The sequence below is a fragment of the Rhodococcus sp. NPDC058639 genome (assembly GCF_042717545.1).
GTDB lineage: Bacteria > Actinomycetota > Actinomycetes > Mycobacteriales > Mycobacteriaceae > Rhodococcus.
In genome coordinates this window covers 269,622-289,020 of record NZ_JBHXRF010000005.1, presented here as the reverse complement: position 1 = coordinate 289,020, position 19,399 = coordinate 269,622, and the positions used below count along the sequence as shown (strand labels likewise).

General features: G+C 66.7%; 15 protein-coding genes. 8 read left to right on the top strand and 7 right to left on the bottom strand.

Features of this window, described 5'->3' with window-relative positions; genetic code table 11:
* Nucleotides 1-61: 61 nt before the first annotated feature.
* Both ACFWU2_RS12080 and ACFWU2_RS12075 read right to left on the bottom strand, forming a co-directional pair.
* On the bottom strand, nucleotides 62-919 hold the full coding sequence (locus ACFWU2_RS12080) for a MaoC family dehydratase (protein WP_378605876.1): 858 nt from the start codon (nucleotides 917-919) through the stop codon (nucleotides 62-64).
* Nucleotides 919-2,265 (bottom strand): 3-oxoacyl-ACP reductase, encoded by a 1,347-nt coding sequence (locus ACFWU2_RS12075; RefSeq protein WP_378605873.1) that lies wholly within the window; start codon nucleotides 2,263-2,265, stop codon nucleotides 919-921. The genes ACFWU2_RS12080 and ACFWU2_RS12075 overlap by 1 nt, the downstream gene beginning before the upstream one ends.
* 108 nt (nucleotides 2,266-2,373) lie before the next feature.
* On the opposite strand from ACFWU2_RS12075, the gene ACFWU2_RS12070 reads away from it, so the two are divergent.
* The 4 genes from ACFWU2_RS12070 (at nucleotide 2,374) to ACFWU2_RS12055 (ending at nucleotide 9,145) form a co-directional block, all read left to right on the top strand.
* Nucleotides 2,374-3,687: an acetyl-CoA C-acetyltransferase gene (locus ACFWU2_RS12070; protein WP_378605870.1), complete on the top strand. Its 1,314-nt coding sequence runs from the start codon at nucleotides 2,374-2,376 to the stop codon at nucleotides 3,685-3,687.
* Nucleotides 3,688-3,904: 217 nt separating this feature from the next.
* Nucleotides 3,905-6,484 (top strand): VanW family protein, encoded by a 2,580-nt coding sequence (locus tag ACFWU2_RS12065; RefSeq protein ID WP_378605867.1) that lies wholly within the window; start codon nucleotides 3,905-3,907, stop codon nucleotides 6,482-6,484.
* A gap of 68 nt (nucleotides 6,485-6,552) precedes the next feature.
* Nucleotides 6,553-7,983 (top strand): aldehyde dehydrogenase family protein, encoded by a 1,431-nt coding sequence (locus ACFWU2_RS12060; protein WP_378605864.1) that lies wholly within the window; start codon nucleotides 6,553-6,555, stop codon nucleotides 7,981-7,983.
* Between the two features lie 46 nt (nucleotides 7,984-8,029).
* Nucleotides 8,030-9,145 carry an NDMA-dependent alcohol dehydrogenase gene (locus ACFWU2_RS12055; RefSeq protein ID WP_378605861.1) on the top strand — a complete coding sequence of 372 codons (1,116 nt, stop codon included), beginning with the start codon at nucleotides 8,030-8,032 and terminating at the stop codon, nucleotides 9,143-9,145.
* An 89-nt stretch (nucleotides 9,146-9,234) separates the two neighbouring features.
* Here the strand turns inward: ACFWU2_RS12055 and ACFWU2_RS12050 are convergent, their stop codons facing one another.
* Nucleotides 9,235-11,070, bottom strand: a complete 1,836-nt coding sequence (locus ACFWU2_RS12050) for an acyl-CoA dehydrogenase (protein WP_378605858.1) — start codon at nucleotides 11,068-11,070, stop codon at nucleotides 9,235-9,237.
* Nucleotides 11,071-11,167: 97 nt separating this feature from the next.
* A complete protein-coding gene (locus ACFWU2_RS12045; RefSeq protein ID WP_378605855.1) occupies nucleotides 11,168-11,776 on the bottom strand; it encodes an SAM-dependent methyltransferase in 609 nt (202 codons plus the stop codon).
* A 163-nt stretch (nucleotides 11,777-11,939) separates the two neighbouring features.
* On the opposite strand from ACFWU2_RS12045, the gene ACFWU2_RS12040 reads away from it, so the two are divergent.
* Both ACFWU2_RS12040 and ACFWU2_RS12035 read left to right on the top strand, forming a co-directional pair.
* Entirely contained in the window at nucleotides 11,940-12,962 is a 1,023-nt protein-coding gene (locus ACFWU2_RS12040) for a beta-ketoacyl-ACP synthase III (RefSeq protein WP_378605852.1), read from the top strand.
* Nucleotides 12,963-12,965: 3 nt separating this feature from the next.
* Nucleotides 12,966-13,685 (top strand): HNH endonuclease family protein, encoded by a 720-nt coding sequence (locus tag ACFWU2_RS12035; protein WP_378605849.1) that lies wholly within the window; start codon nucleotides 12,966-12,968, stop codon nucleotides 13,683-13,685.
* A 61-nt stretch (nucleotides 13,686-13,746) separates the two neighbouring features.
* Here ACFWU2_RS12035 and ACFWU2_RS12030 read toward each other — a convergent pair whose 3' ends face one another.
* Complete coding sequence (locus ACFWU2_RS12030; protein WP_378605846.1) at nucleotides 13,747-14,667, bottom strand: sigma-70 family RNA polymerase sigma factor; 921 nt, start codon at nucleotides 14,665-14,667, stop codon at nucleotides 13,747-13,749.
* Nucleotides 14,668-14,777: 110 nt separating this feature from the next.
* Here ACFWU2_RS12030 and ACFWU2_RS12025 point away from each other — a divergent pair, with 110 nt between their 5' ends.
* Nucleotides 14,778-16,100, top strand: a complete 1,323-nt coding sequence (locus tag ACFWU2_RS12025; protein WP_378605843.1) for an FAD-binding oxidoreductase — start codon at nucleotides 14,778-14,780, stop codon at nucleotides 16,098-16,100.
* Between the two features lie 41 nt (nucleotides 16,101-16,141).
* Here the strand turns inward: ACFWU2_RS12025 and ACFWU2_RS12020 are convergent, their stop codons facing one another.
* Nucleotides 16,142-17,488, bottom strand: a complete 1,347-nt coding sequence (locus ACFWU2_RS12020; protein ID WP_378605840.1) for a cytochrome P450 — start codon at nucleotides 17,486-17,488, stop codon at nucleotides 16,142-16,144.
* A 124-nt stretch (nucleotides 17,489-17,612) separates the two neighbouring features.
* On the bottom strand, nucleotides 17,613-18,347 hold the full coding sequence (locus tag ACFWU2_RS12015) for an SDR family oxidoreductase (protein WP_378605837.1): 735 nt from the start codon (nucleotides 18,345-18,347) through the stop codon (nucleotides 17,613-17,615).
* A gap of 130 nt (nucleotides 18,348-18,477) precedes the next feature.
* Here ACFWU2_RS12015 and ACFWU2_RS12010 point away from each other — a divergent pair, with 130 nt between their 5' ends.
* On the top strand, nucleotides 18,478-19,389 hold the full coding sequence (locus ACFWU2_RS12010; protein WP_378605835.1) for an alpha/beta fold hydrolase: 912 nt from the start codon (nucleotides 18,478-18,480) through the stop codon (nucleotides 19,387-19,389).
* Nucleotides 19,390-19,399 lie beyond the last annotated feature (10 nt).

Below are 19,399 nucleotides of genomic sequence, written 5' to 3'. Positions count from 1 at the left end.
GGACGTCGAAGGACAGGTGCCGGGACGCCCCCATCGCGTCCCGGAACCTGCCCTCCGATTGTCAGCGCAGTGTCGCGGTGAGGTGCGGGTAGAGCTTCTTCGGATGGCGAAGCGCGATATCCCAGCCGTCGGCGTCGCGCCGCGCGTAGAGATTCACGGTTGCCGGAAGAAGTACCGGTTTACCGAATTTCACCGCGTAGGTCACTGCCCCGGGGACCTTGCCCTCGACGGCGCGTAGTGCTGCCGCCGCACTCCACATTCCGTGGGCGATGGTCTTCGGGAAACCGAAGGCCTTGGCGCCCAGGGTCGAAACGTGAATCGGATTCCGGTCTCCGGATACCGCAGCATACCGGGAGATGACCTTCTGATCCACCCTCAACGTGGAAGTCGGGACCGGCGGAATCTGCTCCTCCGGTGGGTCCTGCTTGGGCTGCCCCGACAGTGAAGTCCGTTGCTGATGAAGGAACGTGGAGGTCTGGCGCCACACCGGTTCCCTGCCGACCGCGACCTCGCTCACCACGTCGACCAGCAGGCCCTTGCGGTGTTCGCGCATGTTCTCCGCATGTACCCGCACATCGAGCGGCTCGGTGACGGAGATGGGCCGGTACTGTTCGATCACGTTCTCGGCGTGTACCGAGCCGACGGCTGCGAACGGAAACCCTTTGGACACCATGAGTTTCATGACGACCGGGAAGGTGAGCATGAACGGGTAGGTGAGCGGCAGGGTGTCGCCGAACGTCAGCCCGCACACCTTCGTGTACTCGGCGAGGTTGTCCGGATCCACCCGCAGTCCACGCAGGACGAGCGTGTCGTCGGGCAGCGTGTCGCCCTTGGCTCCCACGACCGGAAGTGCTGACAGCACGGCCCGGCCGTAGACGCCGAGAATCGAAGGGCTCGAATCGAGTTCGATGACCGCCATCAGGCCCCCAGCATGGACTGACCGCACACGCGGACGACCTGGCCGGTCACGGCGCTCGACGCGGGGCTCGCGAACCACGCCACGGTTTCCGCGACGTCGACCGTCTCGCCACCCTGCTGCAACGAACTCATCAGTCGTCCGCCTTCGCGGGTCGCGACCGGGATGGCCGCGGTCATCGCGGTCTCGATGAAGCCCGGGGCGACGGCGTTGATCGTGATGTTCTTCTCTGCGAGGACCGGAGCGGTGGCCTGGACCAGGCCGATGACCCCGGCCTTGGATGCACCGTAGTTGGTCTGGCCACGGTTGCCGGCGATCCCCGCGATCGAGGAGACATCCACGACGCGGCCACCCTCCTTGAGTGCGCCCTTCTCGACAAGGACGTCGGTGATCTTCTGGGGTGCAACCAGATTCACGCCGATGACGGCGTTCCACCGGGCGTCGTCCATGTTCGCGAGCAGCTTGTCGCGGGTGATGCCCGCGTTGTGCACGATGATGTCCGCTCCACCGTGGCGTTCGAGAAGGTGCGCCGCGAGCTTGTCGCCTGCGTCGGGCGCGGTTACGTCGAGTGCGAGAGCCGTGCCGCCGACCTTGTTGGCGGTCTGCGCGAGCGCTTCCCCGGCCGCGGGGACGTCTGCCGCGACGACCGTGGCGCCGTCGCGCGCAAGGACCTCCGCGATGGTGGCGCCGATGCCGCGCGCCGCGCCGGTGACGACGGCGACCTTTCCGGCGAGGGGCTTGTCCCACGACGCCGGAGCGGTTGCGTCACCTTCGCCGATGCGGATCACCTGACCGTCGACGAAGGCAGATTTCGCCGAGAGCAGGAAACGCAGAGTCGATTCGGCGCCGGACAGTCCGGTCGACGCCTTCGGCGAGACATAGACGAGCTGAGCGGTCGCGCCGCGGCGAAGCTCTTTCGCGAGGCTGCGGGTGAATCCTTCGAGCGCGCGCTGCGCGATGCGTTCGTCCACCGACGAAGCGTCCTCGGGCGTGGTGCCGAGAACGACGACGCGACCGCTCGGGGCCACGTTGCGGATCGCGGGCTGGAAGAAGGTGAAGAGCTGTTCGAGGCCCGCGGCGTCGGTGATGCCCGTAGCGTCGAAGACGAGTCCGCCGAACGACGTGTCGGCGGGGTCGGCGATCGGGTAGTCACTCAGCAGCGACCGGATCGGCTCGATCAGCCGGCCGTTGCCGCCGATGAGGAGCGGCCCGGGGAGTGCGGGTTCGCCGGGCTGGTAACGCCTGAGCTTCTCCGGCTGCGGCAGGCCGAACTGCTTGGCGAGGAAAGATCCGGGTGCGGACGAGATGAGCTGGGCGTAGAGCTTGGGAGCGCCCTTGGCTTCTGCCACGGTTCCACCTTCTTCTTTTCGGTCGTCGATGCAGTGGTCGACAACAAACTTACCCGTGAGTAAGAATAGTAACCAGAATTCGAGTCCATCTGAATCCGGGAGACACCAGTGACCACCAAAGCCCGTTCCACGCAACAGCGCCGTGTCGCCGTCCTCGGGGGCAACCGGATCCCGTTCGCACGGTCCGACCGCAAGTACGCGCGCGCATCGAACCAGGACATGTTCACCGCGACACTCGACGGTCTCGTCGGTCGCTTCAACCTCCAGGGCGAACGCCTCGGCGCGGTCGTCGGTGGCGCCGTTCTCAAACACAGCCGAGACTTCAACCTCGTCCGGGAGTCGGTCCTGGGCAGCGCACTCAGCCCGTACACGCCCGCATGGGACCTCCAGCAGGCCTGCGGCACGGGCCTTCAGTCGATCATCTCGGTGGGAGACGCAATTGCAGCCGGCCGCATCGAGGCCGGCATCGGCGGTGGCGTCGACACCACCTCCGACGCACCCATCGCGGTGAGCAACGAACTCCGCGAATTCCTGCTCTCGCTGAACCGGGCACGCGGCACCGGAGCCCGCGCCAAGCTGCTCGGCAACGTACGCCCGTCGATGCTCGGCATCGAGATCCCCCGCAACGGCGAACCCCGCACCGGTCTGTCGATGGGCGAGCACGCCGCGATCACCGCCAAGGAATTCGGGATCCGGCGCGAGGATCAGGACGAACTGGCCGTCGCGAGCCACCGCAACATGGCCGCGGCCTACGATCGCGGGTTCTTCGACGATCTCGTCACCCCGTTCCTCGGCCTCACCCGCGACGACAATCTGCGGCCCGATTCGTCGGTCGAGAAGCTGTCGACGCTCAGGCCTGTGTTCGGGAAGAAGCTCGGCGACGCCACCATGACGGCGGGCAACTCCACTCCTCTCACCGACGGCGCCTCCGCGGCGCTTCTGTCCAGCGAGGAGTGGGCGGCGGAACGGAAGCTTCCGGTCCTCGCGTACCTGGTGGACTCCGAGACGGCCGCGGTCGACTACATCCACGGCGGCGACGGCCTGCTTATGGCCCCCACCTACGCGATTCCGCGTCTGCTGCAGCGCAACGGGCTGACGTTGCAGGATTTCGACTTCTACGAGATCCACGAGGCATTCGCGTCCGTGGTCCTCGCCACGCTGCAGGCGTTCGAGTCGGAGGATTACTGCAAGGGCAAGCTCGGACTCGACGCACCGCTGGGATCGATCGACCGCAGCAAGCTCAACGTCAACGGTTCTTCGCTCGCGGCCGGGCATCCGTTCGCGGCGACCGGCGGGCGCATCGTGGCGGCGCTCGCCAAGATGCTGCACGAAAAGAAGCAGGAGACCGGGCGGCCGGTCCGCGGCCTCATCTCCATCTGTGCGGCCGGCGGCCAGGGCGTGACCGCAATTCTCGAGGCATAGACGACACCGAACAAAAAAATCCGGTAGGCCTGTAACGCCCCGGCGAGCACAGCGATAGACCGGTCGACCCCGTGTTGCTGCCTGACCCCCGACCTGGTAGCAACACGGGGTTTCTGCATTCCGGCCGCAGCACGATGAAACCGGGGAACTACTCTGGGTGTGGTAACCGGCGCAAGGGGTTCCGTCCCCGGCGCGCCCAGTTGGTGAAGGGATTTGGGTGAGCGGCACACACGGGACCGACGGCTCCGAACACGAGAACGACGACGTTCGACCGGTCGAGCCCGATTCGCGGGGTTCGTCGGCAGCCGAGGCAGACAGCTCGTCGGCTCCGACCGAGCAGTTCGCTGCTTTTTCGGCGCCGCAGATCCCCGAGACCCCCCGTGAAGAGCCTGCCGATACCGGCACCGAGCCGCAGGAGCCCGCGACGCCCCAGTCAGGGACGCCCCAGTCAGGGACGCCGCAGTCCGGGACGCCGCAGTCCGAGACGCCAAAACTCGAGACCGCACGGCCCGAGGCACCGCGCCCCGAGACACCGCGCCCCGAGACACCGCGCCCCGAGACACCGCGCCCCGAGACACCGCGCCCCGAGACACCGCGCCCCGAGACACCGCGCCCCGAGACACATCCGTCCGAAGCGACCACCGCGGTGATTCCGGTGGTGACGCAAGACGGTCGCGGAGACGCGTCCACCGCCCGTATCCGCTCGTCGGATGCCTCGGCCCCGAAGCCCGCCGGAAGCACACCACTGCCCTCTTCGGCTCCGGATTCCCGCAACGCGCAGCCCCCGGCGTCGCCTCCTACTCCGCCGCCGGGGTCACCGCCCCCGGTCGCGCCTCCGCCCGGTGGCAACTCCGGGTCGTCGGGCGACGGATCGGGCTCCTGGTGGTCGGGCGTGCCGAAGCGAACGGTCGCGCTCGTCGTCGGCGGAGTCGTCGCCCTGCTCGCCGTGCTGTACGTCGCAGACCTCGCAGTCAGTTCCGGCAAGGTGCCGCGCGGCGTCACCGTTGCCGGCATCGAGATCGGCGGAGAGTCGCTCGACGAGGCGGAAGCGCACCTGCGTCAGGTGCTCAGCGAGCGCCTCGACGAGCCGGTCCCGGTTGTCGCCGGAGAGACGAGCGGTGAAATCGTGCCCGCTCAGGCAGGGATCGGTATCGACTGGGACGCGACGCTCGACCGCGTCGGATCCCAGCCCCTGAACCCCTTCACGAGACTGGCCTCCTTCTTCGGCAACGAGGAGATCGGTGTCGTCTCCACCCGAGACGACGCAACGCTCGCCGTTGCCATCGACGAGTTCACGGCGGCCGCCGCGTATTCCCCGCGCGAGGGCAACATCGTGTTCGAGGGCGGCACCCCCGTCCCAGTCACCCCGCAGCCCGGTCAGCAGGTAGATGTCGCTGTCGCATCCGACGTGTTCGTCGAGCGTTGGGCATTCGGTGAAGTGTCGCTGCCCGTCGAGCAGGTCGATGTCACGGTCACGCGTGAAGGCCTGGATCGCGCACTCGCCGACATCGCGGTTCCGGCGGTCTCCGCCGACCTCGTCGTGCGCGGCAAAGACGGGACGACGGCGACCCTCGCTCGCGACCAGATCGGTGCGGTGCTGTCGTTCGTGCCGGACGGTAAAGGCGGATTGACGCCCGAATACCACCCCGAGGCGGCCGTCGAGATTCTCGCTCCCCAGCTCCGGCCGACGGAAACCGAGCCCCGCGACGCCCGGATCGAGATCCAGGGTGGACGTCCCGCGGTGGTGCCCGGTGTGAAGGGCGAACTCGTCGACTGGACGAAGACGCTCGAAACGTTCCCGGAACTGCTCGCAATCACCGACGACCGGGTCGTCGAGGCGGTCTACCAGCCCGTGGACCCCGCGCTCACCACCGAGGCAGCCGAGAAGTTGGGCATCAACGAAGTCATCGGGGAGTACACGACCGGCGGTTTCGAATACGCGTCCGGTGTCAACATCCGTCTGGCCGCCGCAGAGATCAACGGTGCGGTCGTGAAGCCGGGGGAGACCTTCTCCCTCAACGGGTACACCGGGCCCCGCGGCGCGGCCGAAGGCTACGTCGAGTCGGGCATCATCGAGGCGGGACGCCCCGGCAAAGCAGTCGGCGGCGGCATCAGCCAGCTCGCGACGACGCTCTACAACGCGTCCTACTTCGCGGGCATGGAGGACGTGGCCCACACCGAGCACAGCTACTACATCTCCCGGTACCCCGCCGCTCGTGAGGCCACCGTCTTCGAGGGTGCGATCGACCTGCAGTTCCGCAATCCGTTCGAGACGGGCGTGCTCATCCAGACGATCACCACCAGTTCCGACGTCACGGTGCGTTTCTGGGGAACCAAGACCGTGGACGTGCAGTCGATCACGGGCGAGCGGACGAACTTCACCACGCCGAACACCATCACGCTGCCTGCCGGCCCCGGCTGCATCGCGTCGAGCGGAGCCCAGGGATTCACCGTCTCCGACACTCGCGTCGTGACCGACGCAAGGACGGGTGCGCAGATTTCGAACACGACGCGCACGGTGCGCTACGACCCGGTGCCGATCGTCAAGTGCGTCGAGCCCGACGACAAGGACGGTGCGGACTCCGAAGGTGATCAGGGCACAGGGGGCGACGCACCCGCTCCGGCGAGCCCGGAGCCGACACCGGCGTCGTCGACGCCCGCGAGCGCTCCGGCGGGAGAAGCACCCGCGCAGGCGCCCGCGGAGGGCACTGTCTCCGATGCGGCCGAGCCGATCGCGAACCCGGAAGCGGCGCCGGCGCGGAGACAGCCCGAGTCCGTGACTGCACCCGAGAACTGAGATTCGTCCGGTCTCGCTGAGCGAGATCCCACGTCGAGGAGTGTGACGCCGCTCATAGCCTCGGCGGTATGACCACACACATCAGCGCGGAGTCTTCGGCCGGCGAGCTTCTCGCAGATCAGCAGGCCGAGTTCCGTTCCCGTCGGACGAGTTCTCCGGCGGAACGCCGGGCCCGCATCCAGCGGGTGATCGACATGCTCGTCGCCCGCTGCGACGAACTCGTCGCGGCGATCGACGCCGACTTCGGTGGACGTCATCCGGGCTACACGACCGTCAACGACGTGCTCGGCTCGGTGACCGCGCTGAAATACGCGCGCGATCACCTCGACGGCTGGATGCAGCCGGAGCAGCGGACGGTGTTCGCGCCCTACGACCAACTCGGTGCCACCGCCGCGATCCACTTCCAACCCAAGGGTTCGGTCGCGATCATCGGAACGTGGAACGCTCCCGTCTACACGCTGATGAGCCCTCTCGCCGGTGTCCTGGCTGCCGGCAACCGTGCGGTGCTCAAGCCGTCCGAGGTGGTCCCGCGCACCGCGCAGGTGCTGGCCGAGGCGGCCGCCGAGTTCCTCGATCCCGTCGACGTCGCGGTCGTCACCGGTGGCCCGGACATCGCGCGGTCCCTCACATCGCTGCCCTTCGACCACATCGTGTTCACCGGTGGTGTGGCCGCCGGTCGCTCGGTGCTCGAGAACGCCGCCCGCAATCTCGTCCCGGTGACCCTGGAACTGGGCGGGAAATCGCCGGTGATCATCGGGCGCTCCGCCGACCTCGACACGGCGGCGTTCCGCATCGCGGTCGCCAAGGCCACCAACGGAGGTCAGCTCTGCGTCAACGCCGACACCGTGTACGTGCCCGCCGAATTCCTGGAGTCGTTTGTTTCGTCGGTAACCCGGTCGTACGCGGAGTTGCTGCCCACGGTGGCCGGAAATGCGGACGCGATCGCGATCGTCACCGACCGGCATGCCGCACGGATCGACGGATACATCAGCGAGGCAGCAGAATTGGGCGCTCGTATCGAGGTTGCTCCGGACGAGCCGATCAGCACCGGTGAGCGCCGCCGGCCGCTGCGCCTGGTGCTCGACCCGCCCGAGTCTGCGGCGATCTCGCGGGAAGAGATCTTCGGACCCGCCCTGGTGGTGCGGACGTACGACGATCTCGCGCACGTCCTCGACACGATCAATTCCGGACCGAAGCCCTTGGCGCTGTACTACTTCGGGAGGGACGCCGACGAGCAGCGCACCGTCGTCGACGGCACCACGTCCGGCGGCGTCACGATCAACGACGTGATGATGCACGCGGGGATGCTCGACGCGCCGTTCGGCGGTATCGGTGAATCCGGGATGGGGCACTACAACGGTCGCGAAGGATTCCTCGAATTCAGCCACGCCCGAACAATTTTCGAGTCACCGAAACACGATCCGCGCCGCGAGTGGGGAATGTTGCCGCCGTACGGCGAGGGATACCGCGCCGCGATGGCGGCTCAGGTCACCCCCTGACGACCGGTTACCCCACGCTCGCCCCCCAACCCGAGGAGAACACCTGATGAAGACCCGCGGCGCGATTATTCGCTCAGCACCCGGTACCTACGAGATCGCCGACCTCGAGTTGGACGAACCGCGCCACGGCGAACTGATGGTCCGGATGGTGGCCGCCGGGCTGTGTCATTCCGACGACCACATCGCCACCGGTGACCACGCGGTCGGCAGTTACCCCATCTGCGGTGGCCACGAGGGTGCCGGTGTCGTGGTGCAGGTCGGACCCGGAACCACGGGATGGAGCGAGGGCGACCATGTGGTGTTCTCGTTCCTGGCTGCGTGCGGACGGTGCCGGTGGTGCGCGAAAGGCCTCCAGAACCTGTGCGATCGAGGTGCGGCGATCATGACCGGCAGCCGTCCCGACGATCCGGCGAGCTTCCGGCTGAGCCTCGACGGCGTCGAGGTCGCACAGACATGCGGGCTGTCCACATTCAGCGAATACACCACCGTCAGCGTCGATTCTGCGATCAAGGTCGACAAGGATCTCCCACTCGACAAGCTGTGCCTGCTCGGCTGCGGTGTCGGCACCGGATGGGGTGCGGCGGTCAACTCCGCGGAGGTGTATCCCGGGCAGACCGTCATCGTGCAGGGAATCGGCGGAATCGGCATCAACGCCGTGCAGGGAGCCGCGCACGCCGGCGCGGCCCACATCATCGCCGTCGACCCCGTGGAGTTCAAGCGCGAGAGTGCCCTGCGCTTCGGTGCGACCCATGCCGTCGCGGGTATGGCGGAGGCCACCGAGATCGCGCGTTCGTACACCAACGGGCAGGGCGCCGATGCCGCGATCGTCACGGTGGGCGTGACAACCGGCGAGCACATCGCGGAGGCGTTCTCGTCGATCCGGAAGGCCGGTACCTGTGTGGTGACCGGTCTCGGCAAGATGACCGACTTCGGGATCCCTATCAGCGCCATGGAATTGGTGCTGTACCAGAAGCGACTCCAGGGCTCGTTGTTCGGCGCATTCGCACCGACCGCCGACATCCCCTGGATGATCGACCTCTACACCTCCGGCAAGCTCATGCTCGACGAGCTGGTGACGTCCACCTACAAGCTCGACGACATCGCCCAGGGCTTCACCGACATGCACGAGGGCAGGAATCTGCGAGGAGTGGTCGTCTTCTGACCGTGCGGTAACGAGACGACAGTGGCTCCCGCCGATATCGGCGGGAGCCACTGTCGTGTCACGTTGTGTCCCCGGGTGTTACGTGGGGATCAGAATGCGGCTTCGTCGAGCTCCATGATGTCGAGGTCGACGTTGGCGATGACGTTGCGCGACGTGGTCAGCTGCGGCAGAACGTTCTTGGCGAAGAACGACGCTGCGGCGACCTTGCCTTCGTAGAAGGCCTTGTCCTTGGCGTCCGCACCGGCGTCGAGCGCGGTGAGCGCGATCTCGGCGTGCTCGAGCAGCAGCCAGCCGATCATCAGGTCACCGAACGACTCGAGGAAGCGGACAGACCCGAGACCGACCTTGTACAGCTCGGTCGGCTGCTCCTGCGCACCCATGAGGAACTGGGTGAGCGTCGCGACCATGGCCTGCGTGTCGTCGAGTGCGGTGGCGAGCAGTGCACGCTCCGCCTTGAGACGGTCGTCGCTGTTCTCGCGCTCGAGGAACTTCTTGATCTGTCCGGCCACGTGGGCGAGAGCGACACCGCGATCGCGGGCGATCTTGCGGAAGAAGAAGTCCTGCGCCTGGATGGCGGTGGTGCCCTCGTACAGCGAGTCGATCTTCGCGTCGCGGATGTACTGCTCGATCGGGTAGTCCTGGAGGAAGCCGGAACCACCGAAGGTCTGCAGCGAATCGGTCAGGTACTCGTACGCCCGCTCCGAGCCACAGCCCTTGACGACCGGCAGAAGCAGGTCGTTGATGCGGTGGGCGAGGCCCGCGTCGGCGCCGGAGACCTGCTCGGCGACAACGTCGTCCTGGTGTGCCGCGGTGTAGAGGTACACCGCGCGCAGGCCCTCGGAGTACGCCTTCTGCATCGCGAGCGAGCGGCGCACGTCGGGGTGGTGCAGGATCGACACGCGCGGGGCGGTCTTGTCGGACATCTGGGTCAGGTCGGCGCCCTGGATGCGGTCCTTGGCGTACGCCAGAGCGTTCTGGTAGCCGGTCGACAGGGTGGCGATGGCCTTGGTGCCGACCATCATGCGAGCGTGCTCGATGACATCGAACATCTGCGCGATGCCGTTGTGGACCTCACCGACGAGCCAGCCCTTGGCCGGGACGCCGTGGCCACCGAAGGTGAGCTCGCAGGTCGCGGAGGCCTTCAGGCCCATCTTGTGCTCGACGTTGGTGACGAACACGCCGTTGCGGTCGCCCATCTCGCCCTTCTCGAAGTCGAAGTGGAACTTCGGGACGAAGAAGAGCGACAGGCCCTTGGTGCCGGGGCCGGCACCCTCGGGGCGGGCGAGAACGAGGTGGAAGATGTTCTCGAACAGGTCGTCGGAGTCGGCCGAGGTGATGAAGCGCTTGACGCCCTCGATGTGCCACGAGCCGTCGTCCTGCTTGATCGCCTTGGTGCGGCCCGCGCCGACATCGGAACCGGCGTCCGGCTCGGTGAGCACCATGGTGGCGCCCCAGCCGCGTTCGACACAGGTGGCGGCCCACTGCTTCTGCTCGTCGGTGCCGTTCTCGAACAGCACGCCGGCGAAGGCGGGGCCTGCTGCATACATGAATGCGGCGGGCTGCGCGCCGAGCATCATCTCGTTGACTGCCCACAGGAGCGCGCGCGGCGACTCGGTGCCACCGAGCTCCTCGGGGATGCCCATGGACCAGTAGCCGGCATCCCACCACGCCCGGAACGCCTTCTTGAAGCCCTCGGGGATGGACACCGAGTGGGTCTCCGGGTCGAAGATCGGAGGAGTGCGGTCGGTTTCCGCGAAGGCCTCGGCAGCGGGACCTTCGGCAAGCGCCTTGACCTCGGAAAGGATGCCGCGCGAGGTGTCCTCGTCGAGGTCGCCGAACGCACCGGTTTCGAGGACCTTCTGAATCTGCAGGAACTCGAAGAGATTGAACTCGAGGTCGCGGAGGTTGCTCTTGTAATGGCCCATGTCTGATGTCTCCCGGGGGTGTGGTGCGGTCCAGCTGGATCAAGTACCGCCCAAGTTATTACTCGTCGGTAACATCTCTATGTTACTCGTCGGGCAACTAACTTCCAAGACTGACTTTTCGCGCCACCACCAAGGCGTCGACGGCAGTTCCCGCTTCCGTTTCGCGGTGCCTGCGTTCGGCTATCTCGATATCGAGTCGTCCGTCGATATCGTTCACGATATCTGTTGGCGTGTAGAGGATCTCGGGATCCTTGGGGCCACCGACGCCATGCTGGAGATTTGTCGCGTCGTGGCCGAGAAATATGAGGATTCCGTCAGGTTTCAGCGAATTGATCGCTTTGTCGACGAGGGCTCTCCGTTGCGACGGAGGGAAGTGCAGGAATACAGAGAGAATCAAGTCATAATCGCCATCGAAGGTGTCGGAAATCACATCAAGAAGCTGGTATCGCAACCGGTCGCGCGATCTCTTGGGCGCCTGCGCCGCGATTCGGCGGGCCTTGTCCAGTGCGACGGCCGAGAAGTCGGTGCCGACCACCTCCCAGCCGCGCGTCGCGAGCCACAACGAGTGACGGCCCTCCCCGCAGCCGAGGTCGAGCGCGCGCCCGTGCGGCAGCGACGTCGCGAACTCCACCACCACCGGGTTGGGCGGAGCGCCCCACACCAGTTCCGAGGCTTCGTACCGCTCATCCCAGTCCTGTGCGTCCATACCGGCACGGTAGCCGCCGGTGCGCGATACCGGCTCCGACGAGGTGCGATACCACGCGGCGGGGCCTGCCTGGACCCCGTGCTGTGACATCCTCGTAACCCGCGCTACCGTGTCTCGATGCGGCGCACTGATGAGCAGTGCCCGAGGAGGAGGAGTTCGCCTGATGGGTGCACAGATCGCCGTCCCCGCCACGCTGAGGAACAGCGCGCTTCTCGGGTTGGGTGTGCACAGGCCCGAGCGGGTCGTCACCAACGCGGAGATCTGTGAACAGATCGATTCGAGCGACGAGTGGATCCAGTCGCGCTCCGGTATCAAGGAGCGCCGTTTCGCGAAGGCGCACCCCGAAGAGACGATCGTCGACATGTCCGTCGGTGCCGCTTCGAAGGCGCTCGACGCGGCCGGACTGAGCGGCGCGCAGATCGACACCGTCATCATCGCGACCTCCACCTACGGCTTCCAGACGCCCCAGGCCGCCGCGCTCGTCGCGGACCGCCTCGGTACCGGCGGCGCCGCCGCCCTCGACCTCCAGGCCGGCTGCGCAGGCTTCTGTTACGCGCTCGGTGTCGCATCCGACATGGTGCGCGCGGGGACCGCCGAGAAGGTGCTCGTCGTCGGCGTCGAGCGAATGAGTGACGCCACCGAACCCACCGATCGCTCCGTGCGCTTCATCTTCGGTGACGGTGCGGGCGCCGTCGTGGTCGGTGCCTCCGACGAGGTCGGTGTCGGCCCCACGGTGTGGGGATCGGACGGCTCGCAGGGCAACGCCATCCGCCAGGAGCCCGACTGGGTGGACTTCGCCCAGAACCCGCAGCAGAAGCGCCCCTGGATCATCATGGAAGGCACCGCGGTGTTCCGCTGGGCAGCCTTCGAAATGAGCAAGTACGCCCGCCAGATCGCCGACAAGTCCGGCGTCGCTCTCGCCGACCTCGACGCATTCGTGCCGCACCAGGCGAACCTGCGCATCAACGACGTCATCGTCAAGCAACTCGAGCTTCCCGAGTCCGTGCAGGTGGCCGACGACATCATCGAGACCGGCAACACCTCCGCCGCGTCGATTCCGCTGGCGATGGAGAAGATGCTGCGCACCGGTCAGGTCCAGCCGGGCGATACTGCCCTTCTGCTCGCGTTCGGTGCCGGCCTGTCCTACGCCGGCCAGATCGTGAAGATGCCTCCGCTGGCGCAGTAGTACATGGCCCGTACAGGACAGCCGTCGATCCCTCGATGGCTGTGGATTCTGTGCTTCATCGCGGTCTCGATCGCGGTCGTCGTCCTCGAACCCGTCGTCACCGACGAGTCGGGGGCTGCGGAGCCGCCGGCGGGGATTTCGACGGGAGGCGACCCCACAGCGGTCCTCGCGGCGCTCTCGGCGCTGCCGGTGCGCCCGGCCGATCCTCAGGACGGCTACAGCCGTGAGCTCTTCGGGCCTGCCTGGACCGACAACGTCACGGTCGGGTTCGGCCGCAACGGCTGCGACACCCGCAACGACATTCTCAAGCGCGACCTCGTCGACATCTCGCTCGAGCCCGCGACGAAGGACTGCACCGTCCGGACCGGCACCCTGCGGGATACGTACACGAACCTGGAGATCTTCTTCCGACGCGGCACCGACACGTCCTCCGCGGTGCAGATCGACCACATCGTGGCGTTGTCCGACGCCTGGAAGAAGGGTGCCCGCTACCTCGACGACCAGGCGCGTCGCAACCTGGCCAACGACCCGCGCAATCTGCAGGCGGTCGACGGCCGGACCAACCAGTCGAAAGGCGACTCCGACGCCTCCGCCTGGCTGCCGCCCAATGCCGGCTACCACTGCGACTACGTGTCGCGGCAGGTCGAGGTGAAGATCGAGTACCGGCTGTGGGTCACCCCGGAAGAGCGCGACGCCATGGCCCGCGTTCTCTCGTCGTGCTGAGAAACGATCACGGGGCCTGGAGAATTCGCCAGCAGATAACGCTCTGTCCCGGCCTGCAGGGTTACCGGGCGCCGTCGACCAGGAGTCCGGACAACCGTGCGGGATCGGCGATGACGCTCACTCGGTGGATCGTGTCGGCACGGAACTCGAACAGGTAGAGGGCGTGCACGACGCCGTCCGAGACGTAAGCGGCCCCGGGGACTCCGCCGATGTGGATCGGCGTTGCGAGTTCGGCTCGCCCGGCGAACGCTCTCGCTACGGCGTCTGCCCCCGAGATTCTGCGACCGAGGAGCGGCGCGCCGTGGTCGGCGCCTTCAGCTGCCAGGTGTACGGCGGTGTCGTCGCTGCGTAGTTCGATGTCGGAGTCGAGGAGCTGCAGGAGTGTCCCGAACTCTCCGTTACGCGCCGCGTCGAGAAATGCGGTGATCGCCGATTCTCGTTTCTCCCGAACACTGTCCACGTCGACCGAGCGGACACGCGCTCGCGCACGGGACGCGAGCTGGCGGGCAGTTGCAGGGGTTCGTTCGACGATAGGTGCGATGTCGTCGTACGACAGTGCAAATACGTCGTGCAGAACCAGGGCCAGTCGCTCGAGGGGGCCGAGTGTGTCCAGCACGACGTGCAGAGCCAAGGCGAGGTCTTCGGACAACAGCACGGCGCTTGCGGGCTCGCGCTCCGCAGGGGTGCCGGTCCCTGATCCGGCTTCGCCCGAGTGGTCGTGACCCAGTTCTTCCCGCCACGTGGCGCGCCGTCGAATCATGTCGATGCACACCCGGGAGACAACCGTCGTGAGCCATGCCTCGAGATTCCGGATCCTCCCGATATCGGCTTGCTGGAGGCGTAACCAAGTCTCTTGGACGGCATCGTCCGCGTTCCACGGAGAGCCGAGCGTCCGCTGTGCGATCGCATGGAGCTTGGGTCGTTGTACAACGAATTGCGCTGCCAACCCGTCCAGAGTCGGTGCCGACCGATCCCGTTCCATGGGGGCTCCTCAGGGGCTGCTCGTCACGTTTCGATCGTCACGCTCGACTCGATAGTGAGGCGGACACCCCGATCCTGCCTCGCATCTACGACATCGAGCGAGGAGTCACCATGAGTATCCTGCGGGCTGCGACCGTCGGAAAGTTGAGGGCAAGTGTTCGGGGCCGGGTTCACCTTCCGGCCGATTCAGGCTTCGAACCGGCGCGACGTCCCTGGAATCTCGCCGTCGAGCAGGACGTCTGTGCGGTGGTGGAGGCGGCCGATGCCGACGACATCGTCGCACTCGTGAGATATGCGCAGTCACAGGGCTTGTCCATCGCGGTGCAACCCAGCGGTCACGGCGCGACCGGTCGGGCTCGCGGTTCCGTCCTGTTGCGCACGACTCGACTGGAATCCATCGATATCGATCCGGCGCGGAGGACGGCGAGGGTCGGAGCAGGTGTACGTGCCGGTGATCTTCAGCGTGCCGCCGCTGCACACGGACTCACGGCACTGCCGGGAAGTTCTCCCGTCGTCACAGTGACCGGTGCGGCACTCGGGGGTGGTCTGAGCTGGTTCGGACGCTCGTTCGGATGGATGGCCGACAGTGTTCTCGCCTTCGAGATCGTCGCGGCAGACGGCACGAGACAACATGTCACTCCCGAGACCGACCCGGAACTGTTCTGGGCGTTGCGAGGAGGCGGAGGCGATCTTGTCATCGTCACCGCGATGGAATTGCAGTTGCATCCTGCGCCCCGGGTTTTCGGTGGACGGCAACTGTGGTCGGCCGCTTCGGCACGACAGGTGGCCGAGGTCTACCGATCGATGACGGAGACTGCACCGGACGCACTCACGCTTTGGTTCGAGGTGCTGAACTTTCCCGGAGCCGATCCGATGGTCGCCATCGACGTGACGTTCCTGGGGAGTGAAACCGACGCCCGCCGGCTCATGACCGAGGTCGACCGTTTACCCGCGCCGATTGTGGACACCCGTTCGCCGATGAGCGCCGGGGATCTGGGAACGATCACGGCGGAGCCGACCGCCCCGAGTCCCGGGCGGGCACGCGGTGAACTCCTCACCGCATTCGACGACGACGTGTTCGCTTCCTTGATCGACGAACCGATCGCTCCTCTCCTGACCGTGCAACTCCGACACCTCGGAGGAGCACTGGCACGCCCCAGCGACTCCCCGCACGGGGCACTCACCGAGCCGTACGCCGCATACATGTTCGGTGTGCCGTCGACCGATGCGATCGGAGATGCCATCGCGTCGAAGCAAGCGACACTGGCGCACTCCCTGCCTGTCAGCGGTCGAAAGCCGATCACATTTCTGAATCCGTCCGAAAAGCTGTCCGCTGCACTGGGTTCCGAGTCCATTAGTCGGCTTTGTCGACTCAAGGGGGAACGGGATCCCGCGAATGTCATTCGCGGAAACTTCGGGACATCGGATGGTTGATCCCGACTCGCACAGGCGGTGGCTCGATTTCCCGTCGGCGTTTACCTGGCGCGGAGGTTGATCGGCCCTCCGTCGTCGGGAAACGGCAGAGACGTGAAGTTCATCGGCGCGACGTAGTCGGCGGGCACGTCCCACTCGTACCGGAGCAGCAGGTGGTGCAGTACCGACTTGATCTCGGCGCCGGAGAAGTGCTGCCCGAGACAGCGGTGCACGCCTCCGCCGAAGGGCGTCCACGCGTGAGGATGGACGCGGTCCTCCCGGCGTTCGGGGGCGAACCGCCCGGGATCGAAACGTTCGGGATCGGGCCACAATTCGGCCATGTGGTGGCTGTAGTGGACGCCGACGTTGACGAGCGTGCCCTTGGGGATGAAATGCCCCAGGATCTCGGTGTCGGCCCCTGCCCGGCGCACGACACCGGGTACGGGCGTGACCAGCCGCTGGCACTCCTTGATCACCAAATCCAGTGCGGCGAGTTCATCGAGCTGCGCGAAGCTGGGCGTCGAAGTGCCGAGCGCTTCGGATTCTTCGCGACACCGCTGCTGCCACTCGGGGTACTGGCCGAGGTATTGCATGGCCGTCGACAGCGTGATGGTGGAGGTGTCGTGTGCCGCCATCATCAGGAAGATCATGTGGTTGACGACGTCGTCGTCCGAGAACCGTTCTCCGTCCTCGGATTCCACGTGACAGAAGACCGAGAAGATGTCGTTGCCCTCGGTTGCGCGCCGTGCGGGCAGGTAGCGACGGAAGAACGCCTCGAGCCGCTTGCGTCCCTGGATGCCCTTGCGCCACCTGCTGCCGGGCAACGGATACCGGACGATCGCGGTCGCCGCCTGCACACACCCGATGAAGGCACGGTTGACCTCGCGCATCTCCCGGGCCGACGACCCCTCGGCGCCGCCCATGAAGATTTCGGTGGCCAGGCTCAGGGTGAGTTCCTTGATTGCGGGGTAGGCCCGGAAGCCGTCACCGGGGACCCACGTGTCGAGTGTGCGTTCGATCGATGGGTGCATCGCGTCGGTGTAGAGCGCGAGGCGGTCGCGGGTGAAGGCTTTCGCCATGATCCGGCGGTGTGCGGTGTGTTCGTCGCCGTCCATGAGCATCAGGCCGCGGTCGAAGAACGGGCCGATCAACGCGCGCCATCCCGGGCCGCTCTGCAGGGCGCGGTCGCGGTTCTGCAATGCCGCGCCGACGGCGTCGGGCCCGATGAGCACGACCCACGGCCGTCCGGCGAATCGGAACCACGACACCGGACCGTGCTGGTGGAAGCGCTTGTCGTAGGCCTTGATCGGATCCCGCATGTAGTCCAGCGCATAGCCGATGTACGGCAGGCCGCTGTCGCCGGGGACGGGTTCCAGACCGGGCGGCGGGGGAGCGAGCATCTTCGTCACGGGGTGAATCTCCCGTCGGGGTCGGGATCTGACTCTGTCTGTGGTCAGATTACTGTAACCCGCATCACACCGAGTGTGGACTTCGATCGATCTCCGCGTGCGACCCCCAGTACTCCGGGCACGATCAGCCGGCTTGGTCGGAGGGGCGGAGAAGGATTTCGTTGATGGTCAGATGACGGGGCCTGGTGAGCGCAAAAACGATCACTTCTGCGATGTCGGGTGGTTCGACCGTGGAGGTGTCGTATCCCTGTTGCACGACCTGCCGGGTCGCGTTGTCGGTGATGTGGGTGGGTAACTCGGTGTCGACGATGCCCGGCTCGATCAGCATGACGCGCACGTCGGGGTGCAGTTCCTGGCGGAGCGATTCGGACCAGCCGTTGAGCCCCCATTTCGTGGCGGCATAGACGCCGTCGGAGGGGTGGGCGGTGCGTCCGGCGACCGACGAGATGTTGACGAGGTCCCCGCCACCGTCCCGGAGCTGATCGAGGAAGACCTCGGTGGTTGTGATGGCTCCGAGCAGATTGACCTCGATCATCCTGCGGTAGTCGTCGTGAAGCTGCGACGAGAACGGCCCGAGCAGCATGATGCCGGCATTGTTGATCAGTACATCGGCACCGCCGAACTCGTCCTGCACCCGCTGAGCAGCGGCGACGAGGGAATCACGGTCGGTCACGTCGGCCCGGATCGCGAGCGCACCGCTGCCCAGGTCGGCCGCAAGGGCTTCGATCCGGTCGAGGCGGCGTGCGAGCAGCGCGACGCGGAAGCCCGCGCCCGCGAGGGCACGTGCGGTCGCGGCACCGATGCCGGACGACGCGCCGGTTACCACCGCCACGCGGCCCGAGTTCGAGGATTCGGTCATGAATCGGTCCCTTCGTGGGTGACGCTTCCATCAGACCACCGTCCGGGCGCCGAGGTTTGCGAAATCGCCCGGCCGACGCACACCGCGTCGGAGATGTACGTGACCGCCGACACATGCCATGCTGACGCGCATGGACGTCGAACGACCGAAGCTCGAAGGTACGGTCGCGGTCGGAAACGGCCGCCGTCTCGGCTTTGCCGAGTTCGGATCGGCGCAGGGACGCGCGGTGTTCTGGCTGCACGGCACCCCCGGGGCACGGCGCCAGATCCCCGTCGAAGCGAGAGCCTTCGCCGAACGCGAGGACATCCGGCTCATCGGGATCGACCGGCCGGGCATCGGCTCGTCCACCCCGCACCTGTACGAGAACGTCCTCGCGTTCATCGACGATCTGGAGACAGTTGCCGACACGCTGGGCGTCGACCGGATGGCGGTCGTCGGCCTGTCCGGTGGCGGTCCGTTCACGCTCGCCGCCGGGTACGCGCTCCAGGACCGGGTGGTCGCGGCCGCGGTCCTCGGCGGGGTCGCCCCCGTCGTCGGTCCCGAGGCGATCAGCAGTCCTTTGATGAAGCTGGGAACGTTCCTCGCGCCGGTGCTGCAGGTGGCGGGTGGGCCCATCGGTACCGCACTCAGCGCATGCATCCGAATGGTGCGGCCATTGGGGTCGCCGCTCATCGACCTCTACGGGCGCCTGTCGCCGGAGGGCGATCGCCGTCTGCTCGCGAGGCCGGAGTTCAAGGCGATGTTCCTCGACGACCTGCTCAACGGCAGCCGGCACAGCATCGCCGCGCCTTTCGCCGACATCGTGGTCTTCACCCGCGACTGGGGTTTCCGCGTGGCAGACGTGAAGATTCCGGTGCGATGGTGGCACGGCGACAGCGACCACATCATTCCGTTCGAGCACGGCCTGCACATGGTGGACCTGCTCCCCGACGCGGAATTCCACCACCTGCCGGGCGAGAGTCACCTCGCCGGCCTCGGCGCCGCCGAGCAGATTCTCACAACCCTGATGAAACTGTGGGACGACACGGACGCCGACAGGTAGGGCGTCCCGG

What these genes read in the sequence shown, in the direction of transcription:
- ACFWU2_RS12080 (WP_378605876.1), bottom strand. Translation starts at nt 919, where the DNA reads ATGGCGGTCATCGAACTCGATTCGAGCCCTTCGATTCTCGGCGTCTAC.
- ACFWU2_RS12060 (WP_378605864.1), top strand. Translation starts at nt 6,553, where the DNA reads ATGACCACACACATCAGCGCGGAGTCTTCGGCCGGCGAGCTTCTCGCA.
- ACFWU2_RS12055 (WP_378605861.1), top strand. Translation starts at nt 8,030, where the DNA reads ATGAAGACCCGCGGCGCGATTATTCGCTCAGCACCCGGTACCTACGAG.
- ACFWU2_RS12050 (WP_378605858.1), bottom strand. Translation starts at nt 11,070, where the DNA reads ATGGGCCATTACAAGAGCAACCTCCGCGACCTCGAGTTCAATCTCTTC.
- ACFWU2_RS12045 (WP_378605855.1), bottom strand. Translation starts at nt 11,776, where the DNA reads ATGGACGCACAGGACTGGGATGAGCGGTACGAAGCCTCGGAACTGGTG.
- ACFWU2_RS12040 (WP_378605852.1), top strand. Translation starts at nt 11,940, where the DNA reads ATGGGTGCACAGATCGCCGTCCCCGCCACGCTGAGGAACAGCGCGCTT.
- ACFWU2_RS12035 (WP_378605849.1), top strand. Translation starts at nt 12,966, where the DNA reads ATGGCCCGTACAGGACAGCCGTCGATCCCTCGATGGCTGTGGATTCTG.
- ACFWU2_RS12030 (WP_378605846.1), bottom strand. Translation starts at nt 14,667, where the DNA reads ATGGAACGGGATCGGTCGGCACCGACTCTGGACGGGTTGGCAGCGCAA.
- ACFWU2_RS12025 (WP_378605843.1), top strand. Translation starts at nt 14,778, where the DNA reads ATGAGTATCCTGCGGGCTGCGACCGTCGGAAAGTTGAGGGCAAGTGTT.
- ACFWU2_RS12015 (WP_378605837.1), bottom strand. Translation starts at nt 18,347, where the DNA reads ATGACCGAATCCTCGAACTCGGGCCGCGTGGCGGTGGTAACCGGCGCG.
- ACFWU2_RS12010 (WP_378605835.1), top strand. Translation starts at nt 18,478, where the DNA reads ATGGACGTCGAACGACCGAAGCTCGAAGGTACGGTCGCGGTCGGAAAC.